This is a genomic window from Pararhizobium sp. A13, assembly GCF_040126305.1.
Taxonomy (GTDB): domain Bacteria; phylum Pseudomonadota; class Alphaproteobacteria; order Rhizobiales; family Rhizobiaceae; genus Pararhizobium.
This window is the reverse complement of record NZ_CP149510.1, coordinates 2,164,099-2,183,752: the sequence shown is the minus strand read 5'-3', so window position 1 is coordinate 2,183,752 and position 19,654 is coordinate 2,164,099. Positions and strand designations below refer to the sequence as shown.

Annotated in this window: 18 protein-coding genes; 10 read left to right on the top strand and 8 right to left on the bottom strand. The window is 62.1% G+C overall.

Going from position 1 to position 19,654, the window contains the following annotated elements:
- Positions 1 to 2 precede the first annotated feature (2 nt).
- From WI754_RS10520 to WI754_RS10510, 3 genes are all read right to left on the bottom strand, one after another.
- Positions 3 to 3,467, bottom strand: coding sequence for a chromosome segregation SMC family protein (locus WI754_RS10520; RefSeq protein WP_349437660.1), 3,465 nt, complete (start codon positions 3,465 to 3,467; stop codon positions 3 to 5).
- Between the two features lie 168 nt (positions 3,468 to 3,635).
- The gene (locus WI754_RS10515) at positions 3,636 to 4,517 is read right to left on the bottom strand and encodes a DsbA family protein (RefSeq protein ID WP_349437659.1); all 882 of its coding nucleotides are present in this window, start codon (positions 4,515 to 4,517) and stop codon (positions 3,636 to 3,638) included.
- 123 nt (positions 4,518 to 4,640) lie between these two features.
- Positions 4,641 to 5,147, bottom strand: coding sequence for a DUF721 domain-containing protein (locus WI754_RS10510; protein ID WP_349437658.1), 507 nt, complete (start codon positions 5,145 to 5,147; stop codon positions 4,641 to 4,643).
- A gap of 83 nt (positions 5,148 to 5,230) precedes the next feature.
- Between WI754_RS10510 and mutY the strand changes: the two genes are divergently transcribed.
- The 5 genes from mutY (at position 5,231) to WI754_RS10485 (ending at position 9,748) form a co-directional block, all read left to right on the top strand.
- A complete protein-coding gene (gene mutY, locus WI754_RS10505; protein ID WP_349437657.1) occupies positions 5,231 to 6,349 on the top strand; it encodes an A/G-specific adenine glycosylase in 1,119 nt (372 codons plus the stop codon).
- The gene (locus tag WI754_RS10500; RefSeq protein ID WP_349437656.1) at positions 6,349 to 6,966 is read left to right on the top strand and encodes an HAD family phosphatase; all 618 of its coding nucleotides are present in this window, start codon (positions 6,349 to 6,351) and stop codon (positions 6,964 to 6,966) included. Before mutY ends, WI754_RS10500 begins: the two co-directional genes overlap by 1 nt.
- A 2-nt stretch (positions 6,967 to 6,968) precedes the next feature.
- Positions 6,969 to 7,337, top strand: a complete 369-nt coding sequence (locus WI754_RS10495; RefSeq protein ID WP_349437655.1) for a nuclear transport factor 2 family protein — start codon at positions 6,969 to 6,971, stop codon at positions 7,335 to 7,337.
- Positions 7,338 to 7,453: 116 nt separating this feature from the next.
- A complete protein-coding gene (locus WI754_RS10490) occupies positions 7,454 to 8,488 on the top strand; it encodes a calcium-binding protein (RefSeq protein WP_349437654.1) in 1,035 nt (344 codons plus the stop codon).
- Between the two features lie 522 nt (positions 8,489 to 9,010).
- A complete protein-coding gene (locus WI754_RS10485; protein ID WP_349437653.1) occupies positions 9,011 to 9,748 on the top strand; it encodes a hypothetical protein in 738 nt (245 codons plus the stop codon).
- 85 nt (positions 9,749 to 9,833) lie between these two features.
- Here WI754_RS10485 and WI754_RS10480 read toward each other — a convergent pair whose 3' ends face one another.
- Positions 9,834 to 10,964, bottom strand: coding sequence for a site-specific DNA-methyltransferase (locus WI754_RS10480; protein WP_115096165.1), 1,131 nt, complete (start codon positions 10,962 to 10,964; stop codon positions 9,834 to 9,836).
- Positions 10,965 to 11,198: 234 nt separating this feature from the next.
- Between WI754_RS10480 and WI754_RS10475 the strand changes: the two genes are divergently transcribed.
- Positions 11,199 to 12,857, top strand: coding sequence for a VWA domain-containing protein (locus tag WI754_RS10475; protein WP_349437652.1), 1,659 nt, complete (start codon positions 11,199 to 11,201; stop codon positions 12,855 to 12,857).
- Between the two features lie 126 nt (positions 12,858 to 12,983).
- On the opposite strand, the gene WI754_RS10470 is transcribed toward WI754_RS10475, so the two are convergent.
- The gene (locus tag WI754_RS10470) at positions 12,984 to 13,346 is read right to left on the bottom strand and encodes an antibiotic biosynthesis monooxygenase (protein WP_349437651.1); all 363 of its coding nucleotides are present in this window, start codon (positions 13,344 to 13,346) and stop codon (positions 12,984 to 12,986) included.
- Positions 13,343 to 13,672: an NIPSNAP family protein gene (locus WI754_RS10465; RefSeq protein ID WP_349437649.1), complete on the bottom strand. Its 330-nt coding sequence runs from the start codon at positions 13,670 to 13,672 to the stop codon at positions 13,343 to 13,345. Before WI754_RS10465 ends, WI754_RS10470 begins: the two co-directional genes overlap by 4 nt.
- A 94-nt stretch (positions 13,673 to 13,766) precedes the next feature.
- Between WI754_RS10465 and WI754_RS10460 the strand changes: the two genes are divergently transcribed.
- On the top strand, positions 13,767 to 14,453 hold the full coding sequence (locus tag WI754_RS10460; protein WP_349437648.1) for a winged helix-turn-helix domain-containing protein: 687 nt from the start codon (positions 13,767 to 13,769) through the stop codon (positions 14,451 to 14,453).
- Here the strand turns inward: WI754_RS10460 and WI754_RS10455 are convergent, their stop codons facing one another.
- Positions 14,454 to 14,882, bottom strand: a complete 429-nt coding sequence (locus WI754_RS10455) for a DUF1284 domain-containing protein (RefSeq protein WP_349437647.1) — start codon at positions 14,880 to 14,882, stop codon at positions 14,454 to 14,456.
- Between the two features lie 218 nt (positions 14,883 to 15,100).
- Here WI754_RS10455 and WI754_RS10450 point away from each other — a divergent pair, with 218 nt between their 5' ends.
- Complete coding sequence (locus tag WI754_RS10450; RefSeq protein WP_349437646.1) at positions 15,101 to 15,796, top strand: HAD family hydrolase; 696 nt, start codon at positions 15,101 to 15,103, stop codon at positions 15,794 to 15,796.
- A 208-nt stretch (positions 15,797 to 16,004) separates the two neighbouring features.
- On the opposite strand, the gene WI754_RS10445 is transcribed toward WI754_RS10450, so the two are convergent.
- Entirely contained in the window at positions 16,005 to 16,553 is a 549-nt protein-coding gene (locus WI754_RS10445) for a hypothetical protein (protein WP_349437645.1), read from the bottom strand.
- Positions 16,554 to 16,906: 353 nt separating this feature from the next.
- Between WI754_RS10445 and thrC the strand changes: the two genes are divergently transcribed.
- Both thrC and WI754_RS10435 read left to right on the top strand, forming a co-directional pair.
- Entirely contained in the window at positions 16,907 to 18,313 is a 1,407-nt protein-coding gene (thrC, locus tag WI754_RS10440; RefSeq protein WP_349437644.1) for a threonine synthase, read from the top strand.
- A 16-nt stretch (positions 18,314 to 18,329) separates the two neighbouring features.
- Positions 18,330 to 19,631, top strand: coding sequence for a pitrilysin family protein (locus WI754_RS10435; RefSeq protein ID WP_349437643.1), 1,302 nt, complete (start codon positions 18,330 to 18,332; stop codon positions 19,629 to 19,631).
- Positions 19,632 to 19,654 lie beyond the last annotated feature (23 nt).

The window sequence follows — 19,654 nt, the reverse complement described above, 5'->3', positions numbered from 1 at the left end:
GACTACACCGCTTCGCGCAGCTGCTCGGCGGTCTGCAGATCGACGGAGACGAGTTGGGAGACGCCCTGCTCGCCCATGGTGACGCCGAACAGGCGGTTCATCCGAGCCATGGTGATCGGATTGTGGGTGATGATGACGAAGCGGGTCTCCGTCGAGGCGGCCATCTCGTCCATCAGGTTGCAGTAGCGCTCGACATTGTGGTCGTCGAGGGGCGCATCGACCTCGTCGAGCACGCAGATCGGCGCCGGGTTGGTGAGGAACACCGCAAAGATCAGCGCCATCGCCGTCAGCGCCTGTTCGCCGCCGGACAAAAGCGTCATGGTCTGCGGCTTCTTGCCGGGCGGCCGGGCGAGGATTTCGAGGCCGGCATCAAGCGGATCCTCGCTCTCGATCAGCTGCAGTTCGGCCGTGCCGCCCCCGAACAGATGGGTGAACAGCCGCTGGAACTGAGCGTTGACCACATCGAAGGCGGCCAGCAGGCGCTCGCGGCCTTCGCGGTTGAGGTTCTGGATCGCCGATCGCAGCTTGCGGATGGCGTCGATCACGTCCTCGCGTTCCTTCAGCATCGCATCGAGCTTGTCGGAGAGTTCCTTCTGCTCCTCTTCGGCGCGCAAGTTGACCGCGCCCAGGCGCTCGCGCTCGATCTTCAGCCGCTCCAATTCACGCTCGATCTGGCGCATATCCGGCAGATAGCCATCGGCCGGCAGACCGGTGAGGCGCATGACCTCATGCGGCGCGCAATTCAGCGCTTCGCGAATGCGAACTTCGACCTCCACCCGCTTTTCGCGGGCCGAAACGAGTCGTTCTTCCGCACGGCCGCGCTTCTCGCGGGTTTCGGCAAGTTCCGACAGCGCGGTTGCTGCCAGCCGATCGGCCTCGCGTTGACGGGTTTCGGCCGCTGCCAGAAGGTCGGCCGCCTGCCGCCGGGCCTCCTCCGCCTTCGACAATTCATTCATCAGCGCGCGACGTTTCTCGTCGAATTCATCCGGAGCCTCAAGAAGCTCTTCGGCTTCCTCGCGCGCCTCGCTTTCACGCTCGCGCAGGGTCTCGATATGCTCCTGCGCGCTCGCCGCGCGCACATTCCAGGTCTGCCGCTCGGCAGCGATTCCCCGGATGCGGCGCTCACGCGCTTCGTTTTCGCGGGCAAGACCATCATTGATCGCGCGCGCTTCGGCGACCCTCGCCCGGTCGGTCGCGACGGTCGTCATCTGGCCGTTCAGCCGGCGTTCGAGTTCGCCGAGATCCGGCGCATCCTCCAGCGCCTCGCGCGCGCCTTCCATCTGCTCGCCGATTTCCTCGACCTGCAAGGCAAGCTGGCTGCTCGTTTCCGAGAGAACCGCGCGGCGGCGGACGAGATCGCCGGATGCACGCTCTGCGGCTGCAAGCGCGTCGCGCGCTTCCGCGAGTTTGCGCACCACCATGCGCTGCTGCTCACGCGACAGCCGCAGGCGCTCGTCTTCAGCGCGGATGCGCGCCGCGGCGGCGGCCAGATCCGCCTCAGCCAGCTCCAGCTGATGGCGGGCATCGGTAAGTTCGCCTTCGAGTTCGGCCAGCCGGTTCTTCTGCTCAAGGCGGAGCGCCGCCGCGCTCGGCGCATCGGCGCCGGTCACATGGCCGTCCCAGCGCCAGACGGCACCCTGGCGCGTCACCAGCCGCTGGCCGGCCTTCAGCATCGGCAAAAGCCCTTCGGCCACCGCGTCACTCTCGACGATGCCGATCTGGCGCAGACCGCGCTCGAGCGCCTGCGGTGCGCGCACATGCTCGGTCAACGACACCGCGCCGTCCGGCAATCGCGGATCGTCCGATCCATCGGCCGGCACCCGCCAATGGGCCGGCGCGCTCGGATCGAGCGGCGATTCCAGGTCTTCGCCAAGGGCGGCGCCCAGGGCTGCTTCGAAACCGCGATCGACCTTCATGTCGTCGACCACCGGTGGGGCGGCACCCTGTATCGCGGTCGCTTCGAGCATGCGGCGGATCGTGCGGGCTTCCGTCTCGATGCCGTTCAGCCGGGCACGAGCCGCATCGACCGGCGGTCGGGCATTGACCTCTGCCAAGCGCGCGGAGTTCAGTGCGTCCTCGATATCGGCGATGGCGTTTTCCGCCTGCTCCAGCGCCGCTTCGACCGCCTCGACCTCCTCGCGCTTTTCCTGCGGATCGGGAAGTGCCGAAATCTGCCGGTCGAGGTCTTCGAGATCACGGTTCTGGTCGGACAATTGCCGGGCGAGACGCGCCTGCCGCTCGGAGAGATCGCGGATGGTCTTTTCGAGTTGGTTGCGCGTTGCCTGCGCTTCGGCCCGCTCGGCGGTCAGAAGCCCCAGTTGGCGCTCGCTTTCGCCTAGTGCTTCGCTGGCCTCGGCCAGCCGCTCGCGCGCCTCCTCGGCCCGCTCGCCGGCTTCGGACAGGAGGTCGCGTAGGTCGCTTTCCTCTTCGTCCAGCCGGGCGAGAATGCCGGCATTGTCAGCCACGAGGCGCTCCTCACGGACGATATCCTCGGCAAGCTGCGACAGGCGGCGCTGCAACTCGTCGCGGCGACGCAGGATGCGACCGGCGTCTTCCTCGAGTTGCGACTTGGCGATCTGCAGCCGCTGCAGGGCCGCCGCCGCGCGCGCCTCGCCTTCGCGCAGTTCCGGCATCTTCAGGCTGGCAATGCCTTGCGCCTTGGCCGCCTCCATCTGGGCTTGCGCCTTTTCGGCAACCAGCGATGTCGCCTGATTGAGGTGCCTGTCGGCCTCGGCTTCGGCCTCCTTCGCCTGCGCCCAGCGGATATGCAGAAGCATCGCCTCGTGGCGGCGGATGTCGGCCGACAGCATCTTGAAGCGGTTGGCCTGGCGCGCCTGGCGCTTCAGGCTTTCGATCTGGCTTTCGAGCTGGGAGGTCACATCCTCCAGCCGCTCCAGATTGGTCTCGGCACCCTTCAGACGTAGCTCGGCCTCGTGGCGGCGCGAATGGAGGCCCGAAATGCCGGCGGCCTCTTCGAGCAGCTGCCGGCGCGCTTGCGGCTTGGCGGCGATCAGTTCGCCGATCCGCCCCTGCCCGACCATGGACGGCGAGCGGGCGCCGGTCGAGGCGTCGGCGAACAGGAGCTGCACATCCTTGGCGCGCGCTTCCTTGCCGTTGATACGATAGACCGAGCCGTTCTCACGCTCGATCCGCCGCGTCACCTGGATCTCGTCGCTGTCGTTGAAGGCGGCGGGCGCCGTGCGGTCGGAATTGTCGAGATAGAGGCCGACTTCAGCGGTGTTGCGGGCCGGGCGCTTGCCGGAACCGGAAAAGATCACGTCGTCCATGCCGGACGCGCGCATGTTCTTATAGGAGTTTTCCCCCATCACCCAGCGCAGCGCTTCGACCAGATTGGACTTGCCGCAGCCATTCGGCCCGACAACGCCGGTCAGCCCCCGCTCGATGACGAATTCGGAGGGTTCGACGAAGGACTTGAAACCGAGAAGACGAAGTTTTGTGAATTTCATGGAGCCACCCTCCCCTTGAGGGGGAGGGTCGGAGCGCAGCTCCGGGGTGGGGTGACCTCTTGCGGCACCCAAAGTTCACCCCCACCCGCGCGACCTCCCCCCTCAAGGGGGTAAAGAAAAACGGGCGCACTGAGGCGCCCGCCGGTCGTTCTCAAAGAACGCGAAGGATCAGAGCATCGTGTCGATAAGGGCCGACATGGTGTCAACCGACATTTCTCCGGAATATTGCTTGCCGTTGATGAAGAAGGTCGGGGTGGCCTTTACCCCGAAATCCTTCTCGCCCTTCTGCATCGTTGCCTGCACATCATCGAGAAGTTTCTGGTTCGTCAAGCAGGCCTCGAAGCTCTCCTGTGTAAAACCGGCGAGTTTCGACATCTGCAGCAGTGCATCGCGGCCGTTCGGGGCCGCAGCCCAGGTTTCCTGCTGCTTGAACAGCATCGACACCATCGGGAAATACTGGCCCTCGGGCGCGCAGCGCGCCAGCATGAAGGCGGCAGCAGCACGCGGATCGAACGGAAACTCGCGAACGACGAACCGGACCTTACCGCTGTCGACGTACTTCGCCTTGATGGCGTCGAAGGTCTCGTTGTGGAAGCGCGCGCAATGCGGGCAGGTCATCGACATGTATTCGACGATGGTCACCGGCGCATCGGCCTTGCCGATCGACATTTCCGGCAGCGGACCGGGCTCCATCAACTTGGCGATATCGACTTCACCCTGGACCTCGGGCAGCTCAGCCTTGGCGGGGGCTGCAGCCTGCGCCATCTGCGTCTGGTTGGCGTCAGCGGTCGCAGGCTTCGTGGCCGACGACATGGTCGAGGAGGTCATCGTGCCATCGACCGGCTTAACTTCCGTCTTCGTCGCGGCCATCATCGAGCCATCAGCCGGCTTGACCTCGGTCTTCGCCGCCGTTTCGGTCGTTTCCGTTGCCGGAGCGTTCGAAGCCGCGCCCTTCTTCTCGTCGCTGCAGGCGGCGAGCGTCACGGCGATGGCAGCCACGGCGACGCCGCTTAGGAGGCGCTTGAAGAGGCTCATTTCAGAAAGGGACATGGTTTCACCTGTATAAAGGGATGAACGAAAACGGTCGAAAATTCGATAACTTGCCTTGTCGGGGGCGACAAGGGCCTGCCGCTCACCAAAGTTCAAACAATTGTGACCGGCTGATGTTTTGTGTCATTTCTTGCGCTGAGACATGACGGCCGTGCCAAGCCTCGTCAGCGCCGCTTTCAACGCATCATTCTCGATGCCATCCATCATCTCTTCCAGATGCCGCGCCCGAGCGCCGGTCAGCGGCTTCGGCTTGCGATGCGGCTTGGGCGGCGGGGAGACCGGCTTTTGCACGATCCGCATCTGGTTGATTGCCGGGAAACCGAAGAAGCCGTTGATCCGCTGGATCAGTTCGCCCTGCGCATGGGTGAGGAACAGGGCGCGCGCGCCTTCGCAGGCAACGGTCAGGACACCGGGCTGATAACCGCCCTCGCCCGCCATTTCCGAGGCGCGCCGCGGCCAGGCGATCTTTTCCGGCCGGGTGCAATCGGCAAACTCCTCGCCGGCGATCTCGTCCCAGGAGCCGAGCAGCAGCGTGTTGATGCCGGCGCGTTTGGCGAGCACCGGGTCGATCAGGCCGTTGGCGATCTCGCTGATCTGGACGACGCCCTTGCGGGTATAAGGTTGTTTCAACAGAACGGCTTTCGCTTCTCGATTTCGCCTTGAAGGATGGCGAACACTCCTCCAAGTATAGGCCGTACCCAATCCTCGGGCAAATGATGCAGCAGACATTCAAAGCGGCCGATGCGGCCAACCGGCTTCTCGCCTGGTACGACCGGCACCATCGCGACCTGCCCTGGCGCGTCTCGCCGCCGATGGCAAGGGATGGCGTCGTCGCCGATCCCTATCACGTCTGGCTGTCGGAAGTGATGTTGCAGCAGACGACCGTGCAGGCGGTCAAACCCTATTTCCACAAGTTCCTGTTGCTCTGGCCCAAGGTTACGGATCTCGCGGCAGCCGACACCGAAGAGGTGATGAAGGCCTGGGCGGGGCTCGGCTACTATGCCCGGGCGCGAAACCTGAAGAAATGCGCCGAGGCGATCGCCCGCGATCATCAGGGCGTGTTTCCCGGCACCGAGCAAGGGCTAAAGGCGCTGCCGGGGATCGGCGACTATACGGCGGCGGCAGTCGCTGCCATCGCCTTCAACCGGCGGAGCGCCGTGCTCGATGGCAATGTCGAGCGGGTGATTTCGCGGCTGCATGCGATCGAGACGCCGCTGCCCACTGCCAAACCGCAAATGCGGTCGCTGGTGGCCAGGATGACACCGGCGGACAGGCCGGGCGATTTCGCTCAAGGCATGATGGACCTCGGCGCGACGACCTGCACCCCGAAACGCCCTGCCTGTGCGCTCTGTCCTTTCAACGATCTCTGTCTGGCGTTGAAGACCGCCGATCCGGAGACCTTTCCGCGCAAGGCGGCGAAAAAGGACAAGCCGCTGCGTGTCGGCGCGGCCTTTGTCGCCAGTTGCCCGCAGGGCGCGGTCTATCTGCGCAAGCGCGCCGAAACCGGCCTGCTGGGCGGGATGACCGAGGTGCCGGGTACAGCATGGACGGCCCGCATCGACGGCGAAACCTCGGTCGAGGCGCAGCCTTTTGCCGCCAGCTGGGAACCCTGCGGCACGATCACGCATGTTTTTACGCATTTTGAATTGCGCTTGTCTGTCTATCGCGCGAATGTCGCCAACCAGAACAAAAGCGGAAATGGCTGGTGGGAACCGTTTGCCTCGCTGGGGGCGCAGGCGCTGCCGACCGTCATGAAAAAAGCAATCGCCCAGGCTATACCGCATGCCTTCCGCGGCAAGCGTGATGGAGCCAGGGAACCGAGGAACACCTGATGAGCAGCGTCGAGATCCGCCACATCGTTTTCGATATCGGCAAGGTGCTGATCCATTACGATCCGCATATCCCCTTCAGCCGGATCATTCCGGACGAAGCGGAGCGCAAATGGTTCTTCGCCAATGTCTGCACGCATGACTGGAACATCGAGCAGGACCGGGGCCGCGACTGGCGCGAGGCGGAAGACCAGTTGATCGCCGAGCATCCGGCGCATGAGGAAAACATCCGGGCCTTTCGCAAGCACTGGCACGAGATGGTGCCACATGCCTATGTCGAATGCGTCTCGATCATGGAGTGCCTGATCGCCAAGGGCTATGACGTGACGCTCCTCACCAATTTCGCCTCCGATACCTTCAAGGAGGCACAGAAGCTTTATCCGTTCCTAACCCTGCCGCGCGGCGTCACGGTTTCGGCGGATGCGCGGCTGATCAAGCCGGACGTGGCGATCTACCATACCCATGCCGAAACCTTCAGCCTCGATCCTTCCGCGACGCTGTTCATCGACGACAACATGGTCAATGTCGAAGGCGCGCGGGCGGCGGGATGGCATGCCGTGCTTTTCACCGACCCGCAGACGTTGCAGGCCGATCTTCTGGCCTATGGGGTCAATGTGTGAGAATGGGTGCGCAGCCTGCCCTTGATCCCGTCGCGCTCGTGAGGCGGTTTCACGCAGCCATCAGTGCGCTCGATTTTGCCGCGATCGAAGCTTTCTTCACGGAGGATGCGACCTATTCCTCCGGCAAGATCGGCGGCCTCAAAGGCCGCGCCGACATCATGGCAGCGTTCCGGCGCTATTTCACCGAATATCCCGATCAGATCGCCGAAGACAGCCTGATCGAACCGCTGTCAGCCGTTTCGGCACGCTCTATCTGGCACCTGACTGCCACCAGCACGCTCACCGGAAAACTGCTTCGGCGGCAGGGCGAAGAGATCATCACCTTCAACCAGGAAGGCAGGATCACCAGCGTCGACGTCACCGACTGCTGACACCAAAAGCCCTTTTTGAAATCACCAAATCGCCGCAATTGGTTCAGCTATCATTCACCTTATCGGCTGCATGATCCGCTTCAGAATTCAGAGTGTTAACAGGAAGGCTTAGCATCATGGCAACCATTTACGGCACCAATGGCGACGACAATATCTTCCAGGACGAGGACGCCGAAGTTACCATCTACGGTCGTGGCGGCAACGACGATATCTATCTCAATCGCACCGACGACCTGGGCGGCTTCAACTATGTGGACGCAGGAACCGGCCATGACTACGTGCTGAATTACTTCGAAGGCGGCAACGACATCCTTCTCGGCGACGGCAACGACCTCTATGTCGCCGATATCCGTGCAGGCGATGCGAGCAGCTCCGATGTCGTCAAGGGCGGCACCGGCAACGACAAGTTCGTCGTCGATACCGAAGCCAGCGACTACTACGGCGAATCGGGCAACGACACCTTCAAGTCCGTCGGCGTCGACAACTACTTCAACGGCGGCAGCGGCACCGACACGATCAGCTACCAGCTGCAGGACGAATATAGCTCGCAGCGCGGCAAGGGCGTGACGATCGACCTCGGCGAAGGATGGGCCTCGACCACCAGCGGCCATTCCGAAGACCTGATCAGCATCGAGAACGCAATCGGCACGAACTATGGCGATGACGATATCACCGGAAGCTCGGCAGGCAATGTCCTTAAGGGCCTGGCCGGAGACGATATCATCGACGGCCTCGGCGGCGCCGACGATCTCTATGGCGGCTCCGGCGACGACGACCTCGACGGCGGCACCGGCGAGGACCTCCTGGTGGGCGGTTTAGGCTTCGACTACCTGACCGGCGGCACCGGCGAGGATACGTTCGACTTCAATTCGATCAACGAATCGGTCGTCGGCACGAGGCGCGACGTCATCACCGATTTCCACCGCTCCGAATTGGACGTCGTCGATCTCTCAACCATCGATGCCAACGAATTGGTCGGCGGCAACCAGAGTTTCACTTTCATCGGCGGCCTGAGGTTCCACGGCGAGGCCGGCGAGCTGCGGTTCATCAGCGGCGCCATCTCCGGCGATACCGACGGCGACCGGGTTGCCGACTTCCAGATCAAGGTGAGCAATATCACCAAGATGTTTGCCGACGACTTCTTCGTCTAAGCTGGCGGCAATTCGCCAAAGCGTTGAAGGGCTCCGCCATTGGCGGGGCCTTTTTTTTGGACTATTGGGAGAACCCAGCAAACAGAAACGCCCAGGAGCCTTTCGGATCCTGGGCGTGTAAGTCTCCCTCCGGGACTGAAGGTACGAAACCGGACGAAAACTATCTCTGAACAGGGCAGCCTGAGCGCCGTCCTGCCGGGCAATTTGCGGGTTTCCCCGCGCGTCTCGCGTGGTTGATCATGCGGTCGTCTTGCCTGCGCTCAGAGTATCCGCGGGATGGTTAAATTGTTCTAAAGGCCCGCCGACATTTCACTGCGCCGCAATGTCCCGTTGCGTCACCGGCTCGGCCCTGATTTTGGACAAGCGTCGACGCCGCTGCGCAAACCTCTGGAATCAATTCGCTTTTAACGGCTCTTTATCCCTGTTTCGATGAAGACAGCGGTGCGGCGCGATCAGAAGTTGCATGCGATTACGGCCATTGATATCCGAACTACGTGGGACGCAAGGAAAGACACAGAGAACATGGCAAAGATCAATCTGAGTGGTTTTGACAAGACGACCGGCTTCAATTTCGCCGATATTCTGGCAGAGAGCCTGCATGACATTCTCGACTATGAGAGCGAGAAATTCACGGCGACAGGCATCAAGCTTTCCGACGATGCCCAGAACTACATGACGTTTTCGGGAAGCGGCCTCAAATACAAGATGATCGATGGTGAGGTATCCGGCATCACCGCCGGCACGATCAAGTCCTTCACCGTCGTCAGCGACGGCATCATGCTCGTCAGCGAAACGGGCCTCTCGCTTTCCGGAAAGACGCTCGCAGCGGCCTTCGATAGCGGCAGCACCACCAAGTTTTTCGATGCGTTGCTCTCTGGCGGCGACACCATCACCGGCACCAACTACGCCGACACTTTTGGCGGTGGAAAAGGCAACGACAAGCTCTATGGCGGCAAGGGCAACGATACCCTGTCAGGCGATGCGGGCAAGGACACGCTAACCGGCGGTGCCGGCAGCGACACCTTCGTGTTCGAGACGATGTCGGGCGTCGACACGATCAAGGATTTCGATGCGATCGGCGCCGATCATGATTGGATCGATCTGTCCGGCCTTGCCTCGGTCAACGATTTCAGCGACCTCCAAGCCAGCCATATGAGGACAGTCGGCAAGAACGTCGTGATCGATGGCGGCAATGGTGACAAGCTCATCATCGAGAACGTCAAGCTCAGCCAGCTGGACGCGGGCGACTTCATTTTCTGAACCGGAGGGTACGTTGTCCCTCGCAAGGCAGAAACGGCCGAAGCAGCAGATGCTTCGGCCGTATTGTTTTTCAGTTGCGGTTTGCTCAGTTCAGCTTCGCCATGTCGCTGCGGATGACGGCGCGCAGGTCGTCGATGGGCTTGAGCGACCTGCCGTCGTCATAGTGCCAAAAGGTCCAGCCGTTGCAGGCGTCGAGACCCTGCACCTTGGCGCCGAGGCGATGGATCGAGCCCGCCTCGCCGCCGCTGGCGACGGTGCCGTCGGCGCGCACGATGGCGCTGTAGCGGCGCTTGGCATCGGTCAGCACCGTGCCCGGCTTGATCATGCCGCTCTCGATCAGCGTGTTGAAGGCGACGCGCGGTTCGGCCTTCTTGCCGGTCATGACCGACAGCGTGGCCTTGCCGAGCGGCTCGACGGCGGCAATGCGCTCGGCGGCGGCATCGATATAGCTCTGCTCGCGCTCGATGCCGACGAAGTGGCGGCCGAGGCGCTTGGCCACGGCACCGGTCGTGCCGGAACCGAAGAAGGGATCGAGCACCACGTCACCCGGCTTGGTCGAGGCCATCAGGATACGGGCAAGCAGCGCTTCCGGCTTCTGGGTCGGATGCACCTTCTTGCCGTCGTCGCCCTTCAGCCGCTCGCCGCCCGAGCAGATCGGGAACAGCCAGTCGGAGCGCATCTGCACGTCGTCGTTCGACGCCTTCAGGGCATCGTAATTGAAGGTGTAGCCCTTGCCCTTGGCGCTGGGACTTGCCCAGATCAGCGTCTCATGGGCGTTCTGGAACCGGCGGCCCTTGAAGTTCGGCATCGGATTGGTCTTGCGCCAGATGATGTCGTTGAGGATCCAGAAGTTCAGGTCCTGCAACGTGGCGCCGACACGGAAAATGTTGTGATACGAACCGATGACCCAGAGCGTGCCGGTCGGCTTCAGGACGCGGCGGCAGGCGAGCAGCCAGGCGCGGGTGAAGGCGTCATAGGCCTCGAACGAAACGAACTGGTCCCACTCGTCGTCGACCGCATCGACCAGCGACTGGTCGGGCCGGGTCAGCGCCCCGCCGAGCTGGAGATTGTACGGCGGATCGGCGAAGACGACATCGACGGAATTATCGGGAAGCGCCTCGAGCGCCGCGACGCAATCGCCCTTGATGATGGAATCGAGCCAGCCTGCAGGGCGGGCGCCGCGGGAGATTTCGGCCAACGAAACAACTGATGACATGGACAACTCGCTATCACGCTTACTCGGAACTGATTTCACCGCTTATGGTTACCGAACTTGGTTACCAAATACTGAAGGCGGGTGCGGAATTTGCGAAATGGCACAGCGGGATGGAGACATTCGCTGCATTTGAATAACAGCGTCGCTTCGTCCGTTTGACGGACAGGCACCCGACGATTGCCGTGTCTTGGCGCGTGTGGGACAATGGCTCATTGGACGGACAAGGAGAATTCCGTGCGCTTCTCATCTGCCTTCGCCCTGTTTCTTTCTCTCGTATTTTCATCCCTCGCCCAGGCTGCCGATAGTACCGTCGTGGTGCTGGACGCTTCAGGCTCGATGTGGGGCCAGATCGATGGCCGGTCGAAGATCGAAATTGCGCGGGAAACGATTGCCGAGGTGCTGCCTTCGGTCTCGAAGGAGACGGAACTCGGGCTGATGGTCTACGGTCACCGCGACAAGGGGTCCTGTTCGGATATCGAGCTGGTCGTTCCGCCGGCAAAAGGCACCGAAGCGGCGATCGTCGATTTCGTCAACGGCATCACGCCGAAGGGAAAGACGCCCTTGACGCAGGCCGTTCGCGAGGCCGCCGATGCCCTGAAATACACCGAGGAAAAGGCAACGGTCGTGCTTGTCACCGACGGGCTGGAAACCTGCCAGGCAGACCCTTGCGCGCTTGCCGCCGAGCTTGAAAGCAAGGGCGTCGACTTCACCGCCCATGTCGTCGGCTTCGGATTGACGGAAGAGGAAGGCAAGAAGGTTTCGTGTCTTGCCGAAGGCACCGGCGGCCAATATTTTCAGGCGTCGGACGCCGGTCAGCTGGTCGTAGCCCTTGCCGCCACCGTTGTGGCACCGCCGATGATCAAGGAAAAACCGGCGGAGCAGGCAGAACCCGTCAAGCTTGAATACAATGTGATGACGGACAGCGCGCTGTCGGAGGGCGGACCTTCTCTCGGCGAAAACAGCGAGATCCAGTGGCAGATATTCAAGGCTGCCGTCAACGGCGAACCGGATGGCGACTATATCGATCTGCAATACAAGGCGAGTTACCAGGCCACTTATCCTGCCGGGAAATATATTGCGCTGGCGACGCTGAACGGCTCGATCAAACGCAAGGTTCCGTTCGAGATCAAAGATGGCGAGGTCGCCAAGCCCTATGTCAATTTCGACGCCGGCTACCTCATCATTTCGCCGAAGCGCACGCCGCAGGACGCAGGCCCCGACGACACCGCGGCAGTCCTGATCGGCTTCGGCGATCATTCGGCGACCTATTACGGCAAGGCGAAATTCTATGCGCCGGCGGGAACGGTCAGCCTGAAGGGAACGATCGGGGCGACCACGGCAGAGGACAGCGTAACGGTCAAAGCGGGTGAAACGGTCGAGCGCGACCTCGTCATCGGCTCCGGCGTCATCGACAACAAGGCTGTTTATGCCGAAGGCGGTCTGGCGGTCGAGTCCTCGGAGATATTCTTCGAAATCGCCGCGCCGCGGAAGGACATCAACGGCGAGCGCAAGACCTTCGGCAGCACCTATGGCAGCGGTACGAAACTCGACAGCCCCGCGGGCGACTTCATCCTGACCGCCCGCCTCGGCTCGGTGCGGGCGGAAGTGCCCTATTCGATCAAGGCCGGGGAACGCAAGGACGTCGTCGTCAACCTTAACGCCGGCGTGCTGGCGATCAACGCCCCGGGCGCCTACGGCATCGAGATCATCGAAGCCAGGAAGGACATTCAGGGCAACCGGAAGACGGTCTCGCAAGGCTACGGCGTCGAGTACAAGGACACCGTTGCACCCGGCGACTACATCATCCGCGTGACCTACGAGGGCGACAAAGCCCCGAAGGACACATCGGCGGTGGTGAAGGCCGCCGAGCGCACGGAGGTTACGGTACCGTAGGCGCTCTTCCACAGGTCTCTGAGCTGCCGAAACGCAGGATGTCCCTGTTCTCCGTCATGCACCCCTTGTGGCGTACACGACAGAGTTGGGAGAGCGCCTCTTCAACCGTGGCTGACCATCCGTAACTCAAGCCACACGCTCTGTCTCCCCATGAAACGCCCGGCTATCGTCCGGCGCCTGTTCCCGCTCGCTCATTCCGTAGTCACGGATGACGGTGGCGATGCGCAGGCGGTAATCGGCGAAGGTGCCGTTGCGGCCGGCATGCTGGGCCGCGCGGTGCTCCGCGCCATTGCGCCATGTGGCGATCGCCGCCTCGTCGCGCCAGAAGGACAGGGACAGGATCTTGCCCGGCATCTTCAAGCTTTCGAACCGCTCGATCGACAGGAAGCCGTCGATCTTGTCCAGGCGCGCATGCAGTTGCGCGGCAAGATCGAGATAAGCGCTGCGCCGGTCATCGGCCGGCGTGACCTCGAAGATGACGGCGATCACAACGAAATCCCCTTGGCATGCGGCAGCGAAACGTTCTTCAGGAAGATCCGGTCCTCCTTGAGGATGAACCGCTCTCTCCTCGCGAACTGATAGTTTTCAGCCCCCAGCGGATCGGCGGCGAGCCTTGTGCGATAGGTTTCGTAGGCGGCGAGGCTCTCGATGCTGTAGACGCCGTAGGCGGTGGTGGCCGAGCCTTCATGCGGGCCGAAATAACCGATCAGGTCGGCGCCGTTGCGCGGGATCGCCTGGCCCCAGTTGCGAGCGTAGGTGGCGAATTCCTCGCGCTTGAACGGATCGATTTCATAGCGAATGAAGCAGGTGATCATCGTCTTTTCCTTCGATGTTTCCCGGTCTCTGCGACCTGGCGATGATCTCTTTTGCCACCTTGAATGCGCTCAATGCTTCGGTTAGCATCGAAGTATGAAAGAAGGTCCCGACATTGCCCAGATCGGATCGCTGATCGGCGACCCAGCCCGCGCCAACATGCTGACCGCGCTGATGAGCGGCAAGGCATTGACGGCGACGGAGCTTGCCGGAACGGCGGGGATCACGCTGCAGACGGCGAGTTCCCACCTGTCGAAACTTGAGGCTGGCGGGCTGATCGGCCAGCGCAAGCAGGGCCGGCACCGCTATTTCGCGCTTGCCGACGACGATGTCGGCCTTTTGCTGGAAAGCCTGATGGGCTTTGCCGCAAACCGCGGGTTCACCCGCCACCGTACCGGCCCCAAGGACCCGGCGCTGCGCAAGGCGCGCGTCTGCTACAACCATCTGGCCGGCGATTACGGCGTGCGCCTGCTCGACAGCCTTGTGGCCGAGGAGGTGATCACCGGTGCGGGCGGCGACCTGTCGCTGACGCAGGCCGGCGAGGACAAGATGACGGCGCTCGGCATCGACCTTTCGGCGCTGACCAAATCACGGCGCCCTGTCTGCCGGACATGCCTTGATTGGAGCGAGCGCCGCTCGCATCTCGCCGGCTCGCTCGGCCAGGCGCTGCTGACGCTGTTTCTCGACAAGGGCTGGGCCAGGCGCGAAACCGACAGCCGCGCCGTGCGCTTTACCGGCACCGGCGAAAAGGAATTCGCAAAACTCTTTCCCCTGCCCGCCTGATCAGCAGCCGGACGCGACGAGCACGCCGTCGAAGCCCGAGGCGGCAATGCCGGTACAGAGCGGCGACCATTCACAACGCTGGCATGCCGCGCGGATGGTGCCGTTCTCGAAGGCTTCGCGCATACGCCGGAGAAAATCCCCATCCGGAAGGATCGACCGGCCGCGGCCGGCGGGTATTCCGAGCAGGTCTTCCACCGCAGCACTTGCGCCCCGATCCCGTTCCGTCACGGTATCGCAAAGACAGTGGTGGTCGGTCTCTTCAAGCATCGGCGCGCAAATATCGTCCGGACCGTCGACGACAAGAATATCCTCGCCCGCGGAGAGGCGAGCGGCGATGCGGATATAATTCTCGGTGAAAGCCTGCGTATATCCCTTGCCGATGAAGGTCAGCATGCAGAGCAGATGATGTGGGCGCAGGCGAACTGTCATGGAGGCCTTGCAGATAGAAGAGAACGGGTGCCGAAGCCCATTTTACCTATCCCGCATATACGCGGGACGCAATAACCTCGCTTTCCGCCGTCCCGCCAGCGCCCAACAAATGCGGACCCGGCCTCTTCCTGCATGGCAGCTTCTCGTCCTGCGCGGTTGAGCTTTCGAGGCGCATCGTGTACATCGCCCCACATCTCCTCCCCAAGGGCCTTCCCGACATGAACAGCATTGATCTCATCATCTTCGACTGCGACGGCGTGCTCGTCGATTCGGAAATCATCGCCAGCGAGGTCGAGGCCGAACTCCTGACCGAAGCCGGTTATCCGATCAGCACCGAGGAAATGGCCGAGCGCTTTGCCGGCATGACCTGGCACAACACGCTTCTCGCCATCGAGAAGGAAGCCGACATCCCGCTTTCGGCAAACCTGCTTACCAAGAACGAGGCCATCCTCGACAAACGTCTGGCGAGCGACGTCAAGATCATCGAGGGCGTCAAGCCGGTGCTGGCGCAGCTCACGCTGCCGCATTGCATCTGCTCGAACTCGACCTCGACGCGGCTTTCGATGATGCTCAGCAAGGTCGGCATCAAGGATCATTTCGGCAAGCATATCTATTCGGCCCGCGACCTTGGCGAAGACCGCGTCAAACCGAAGCCGGACATCTTCCTGCACGGCGCCAAGCAGTTCGGCGTCGATCCGTCGCGCGTGCTGGTGATCGAGGATTCCGTGCACGGCATCCATGGCGCAACCACCGCCGGCATGCGCGTCGTCGGCTTCACCGGCGCATCGCACACCTATCCCTCCCATGCCGACAAGTTGACCGAGGCCGGCGCCGAAACGGTGATCTCGCGCATGAGCGCACTGCCCGGTGTCATCGCCGCCTTGTCGGAATGGTCGGAATCGCTGACGGCGTAAGCGGCGCATTTTAGCACCGTTTCAAGAGTTGAGGAGGCTGAACGCCAGTCCCCTCCTCCGTCATCCTCGGGCTTGACCGGTCAAGCCCGAGGATGACGGAGTTTGGAATGCGGCTCCCAAAAACAGACGACTTCAGCCTGCGACGCTGACATCAAAAAACCGGTGCGAAATCTCGCACCGGTTTTGATTGAGCAGCAGAAACCCCCGCTTATTTCTTCTTCTTCACCGGGCCTTCGTCGAAGCCGATATAGACCTTGGCGAAATCGCCGGCGCCACCGGGCAGCGCGATATCGGCCTTGGTGAAGATGAACTGGGTGGTGCCGACGCCGGCCGGAACTTCGACCGGATACTGCGTCAGTTCGGAATAGAGCGTGTTCTTGCCATCGGTCGCGGCAACGCGGATCGGCAGGTTGACGTTTCCGGCGCCGCCGGCCGGGCCGGCAACGACGCGGCCCTGGACGACGACGGTCATCACCAGTTGGCTCTCGTTCTGAACGCACTGGCGGGTCGTATCGGCCAGTGACGCCTGGTAGACGATCTTGGTCGGATCGTCCTTGGCGCCCTTGGCATAGGTGCGGTAATTCGCGGTTCCGTCGAGCAGATAGACCTGCGGGCAAGTGCCCTGGATGACGGCGGGCGTCGGCGCGGTTGCGCTACCACCGGCATCGATCGCTCCGCCGGTATCCGTTTTGTTGCAGCCCGCGACGAGCACGAGAAGTGAAATTCCGAGAAGACGGCTGGAGATATTACCAAACACCTGACTTGACCCTCTGCCTTGCACAATTGATGACACGGGACAGGACTGACCGGAAAATAAGGAATTTTTCGGTTTGATCCCCCTGCAACTGGGCCTTTCAAGACCCTTGGCGATGGTCTATAGCAGCGGCGCATCGAAAAATCGATTGGAGTCTCGGAGCCAAAGGTCAATTTTTCAGCACCCGTTAAAACGCAACGGGACGCGGCTGGAACGACCGACGGCGGAGCTGCAATTCGATATTTCCGTCAGCTTTGCCAAGGCCTGACGCAAAAAGAACCGCGGGTTCCATCCGGTTCGAATAGGGTGCCGATCAAATTCCCGCCGCATCCTCCGCGGCAGCACAGACGACAAGGATGGTCACGGTGAAGTATGTCTCGACGCGGGGCGAAGCCCCTTCGCTCAGTTTTTGCGATGCGCTTCTGGCGGGTCTTGCCCGCGACGGCGGCCTCTACGTGCCGAAGGAATGGCCGAGTTTTTCCAAGAAGCAGATCCGCGCACTGCGCGGCAAATCCTATCAGGAGATAGCCTTCGCCGTTCTGTCGCCCTTCGTCGACGGTGAAATTCCAGACGACACGTTTCGCGCGATGATCGACGAGGCCTATGCCACCTTCCGCCATCCGGCGATCGCGCCGCTCGTCCAGACCGGACCGAACGCCTTTATCATGGAGCTATTCCACGGCTCGACCCTTGCCTTCAAGGACGTCGCCATGCAACTGCTCGGGCGGCTGATGGACTATGTGCTGGCGGAGCGCAACCAGCGCGCAACGATCGTCGGCGCCACCTCGGGCGATACCGGCGGTGCCGCGATCGATGCCTTTGCCGGACGCGACCGCACCGACATCTTCATTCTGTTTCCGCATGGCAAGGTCTCGCCGGTGCAGCAGCACCAGATGACGACCTCGACCGCCAGCAACGTCCATGCACTGGCGGTCAAGGGCAATTTCGACGACTGCCAGAACCTCGTCAAAGCCATGTTCAACGACGTCGCCTTCCGCGACCGCGTGGCGCTGTCCGGTGTCAACTCGATCAATTGGGCGCGTATCATGGCCCAGATCGTCTACTACTTCACCACCGCGCTTGTGCTGGGCGGGCCGGACCGGAAAATCTCCTTTACCGTGCCGACCGGCAATTTCGGCGATATCTTTGCCGGCTACGTCGCCATGCAGATGGGGCTGCCGATCGACAAGCTGATCGTCGCCACCAATGAGAACGATATCCTCGCCCGCACACTGAAGACCGGCCGCTACGAGATGCGCGACGTCAAGGCGACCACCTCGCCGTCGATGGACATCCAGATCTCCTCGAACTTCGAGCGGCTGCTGTTCGAAGCCTATGATCGCGACGCCTCCAAGGTGCGCGGCGCCATGGCGAGCCTGAAGCAGTCCGGCGCCTTCGAGATCGAGGAAAAGGCGCTGAAGAACATCCGCAAGGTCTTCCGAGCCGGCCGCGCGAGCGAGAGGCAAGTCGCTGAGACCATCCGCTCGACGCTGGAGGCAACCGGCTATCTTCTCGATCCGCATACGGCGATCGGCGTTTTCGTCGCCGGCAAGCATGAAAAGCCGAATACGCCGATGGTGACGCTTTCAACCGCCCATCCGGCAAAATTCCCGGCCGCAGTAAAATCCGCCAGTGGTATTGACCCGGCGCTTCCAACGTGGCTTGCTGATCTGATGGTCAGGGAGGAGCGTTTCGATATTCTGGAGCCGGAGCTGAAAATCGTTGAAAACTTTATCAGCGAGCACGCCCGCATCCTGAGCTAAGGACGCAGAAAGACGTATGATGAAAGTTGAGTGCACCCGGCTCCAGTCCGGGTTGACCGTCGTCACCGAGAACATGCCGCATCTTGAAAGCGTCGCGCTCGGTGTCTGGATCAAATCCGGTTCACGCGATGAAACCACGGACGAGCACGGAATTGCCCATCTGCTGGAACATATGGCGTTCAAGGGCACAGCGCGGCGAACCGCCCGCGAAATTGCCGAGCAGATCGAAAATGTCGGCGGCGAAGTCAACGCCGCGACCTCAACGGAAACCACGTCCTATTACGCCCGCATTCTGCAGGACGATGTTCCGCTCGCCGTCGATATCCTCGCGGACATCTTGACCGAATCCTCCTTTGAGGAAGAGGAACTGCAGCGCGAAAAACACGTCATCCTGCAGGAAATCGGCGCCGCCAACGACACCCCCGACGATGTCGTCTTCGATAAATTCGCCGAAGCCGCCTTTGCCAACCAGACGATCGGGCGCCCGATCCTCGGCACGCCGGAAACGGTCCTTTCCTTCACGCCTGAGCAAATCCGCACCTATCTCGGCCGCAACTACACCACCGACCGCATGTTCGTCGTCGGGGCCGGTGCGCTTGATCATGATAGCTTTGTGCGACAGGTTGAAGACCGTTTCGCGAGCCTGCCGCAAAAACCGGCCGCGCCGCCCATTGCCGATACCGCCCGCTACACCGGCGGCGACGTGCGCGAGGACCGCGACCTGATGGACGCACAGGTCCTGCTCGGTTTCGAGGGCAAGGCCTATCACGCCCGCGATTTCTACTGTTCGCAGATTCTGGCCAATATCCTCGGCGGCGGCATGTCTTCCCGCCTCTTCCAGGAAGTGCGCGAGCATCGCGGCCTCTGCTATTCGGTCTATGCCTTCCACTGGGGCTTTTCCGACACCGGCATCTTCGGCGTTCACGCGGCCACCGGCGGCGAGAACCTGCCGGAGCTGATGCCCGTCATCATCGATGAACTGCGCAAGTCGTCGACGAAGATCGAGCAGCAGGAAATCGACCGGGCGCGCGCGCAGATTCGCGCCCAGCTTCTGATGGGCCAGGAAAGCCCGGCCGCCCGCGCCGGCCAGATCGCCCGCCAGATGATGCTCTACGGCCGGCCGATCCCGAATGAGGAACTGATGGAGCGCCTGTCCGGCATTACCATCGAGCGCCTGACGGATCTTGCCGGGCGATTGTTCTTCGACACGACGCCGACGCTTTCAGCGATCGGACCGGTCGAAAAGCTGGCGCCGATGGACGATATTCTCGGTGCGCTTTCCAACAAGACCGTTCAAGCTCGCGCCGCCAACGGGTAATTCTTATTTAGAAGGGCGACCTC

Bases quoted from the DNA above. Each gene is read 5' to 3' on its own strand.
- thrC (WP_349437644.1), top strand. From the start codon at position 16,907: ATGGTCACGGTGAAGTATGTCTCGACGCGGGGCGAAGCCCCTTCGCTC.
- WI754_RS10500 (WP_349437656.1), top strand. From the start codon at position 6,349: ATGAGCAGCGTCGAGATCCGCCACATCGTTTTCGATATCGGCAAGGTG.
- mutY (WP_349437657.1), top strand. From the start codon at position 5,231: ATGATGCAGCAGACATTCAAAGCGGCCGATGCGGCCAACCGGCTTCTC.
- WI754_RS10465 (WP_349437649.1), bottom strand. From the start codon at position 13,672: ATGATCACCTGCTTCATTCGCTATGAAATCGATCCGTTCAAGCGCGAG.
- WI754_RS10490 (WP_349437654.1), top strand. From the start codon at position 7,454: ATGGCAACCATTTACGGCACCAATGGCGACGACAATATCTTCCAGGAC.
- WI754_RS10450 (WP_349437646.1), top strand. From the start codon at position 15,101: ATGAACAGCATTGATCTCATCATCTTCGACTGCGACGGCGTGCTCGTC.
- WI754_RS10480 (WP_115096165.1), bottom strand. From the start codon at position 10,964: ATGTCATCAGTTGTTTCGTTGGCCGAAATCTCCCGCGGCGCCCGCCCT.
- WI754_RS10455 (WP_349437647.1), bottom strand. From the start codon at position 14,882: ATGACAGTTCGCCTGCGCCCACATCATCTGCTCTGCATGCTGACCTTC.
- WI754_RS10515 (WP_349437659.1), bottom strand. From the start codon at position 4,517: ATGTCCCTTTCTGAAATGAGCCTCTTCAAGCGCCTCCTAAGCGGCGTC.
- WI754_RS10435 (WP_349437643.1), top strand. From the start codon at position 18,330: ATGATGAAAGTTGAGTGCACCCGGCTCCAGTCCGGGTTGACCGTCGTC.
- WI754_RS10460 (WP_349437648.1), top strand. From the start codon at position 13,767: ATGAAAGAAGGTCCCGACATTGCCCAGATCGGATCGCTGATCGGCGAC.
- WI754_RS10520 (WP_349437660.1), bottom strand. From the start codon at position 3,467: ATGAAATTCACAAAACTTCGTCTTCTCGGTTTCAAGTCCTTCGTCGAA.
- WI754_RS10485 (WP_349437653.1), top strand. From the start codon at position 9,011: ATGGCAAAGATCAATCTGAGTGGTTTTGACAAGACGACCGGCTTCAAT.
- WI754_RS10495 (WP_349437655.1), top strand. From the start codon at position 6,969: ATGGGTGCGCAGCCTGCCCTTGATCCCGTCGCGCTCGTGAGGCGGTTT.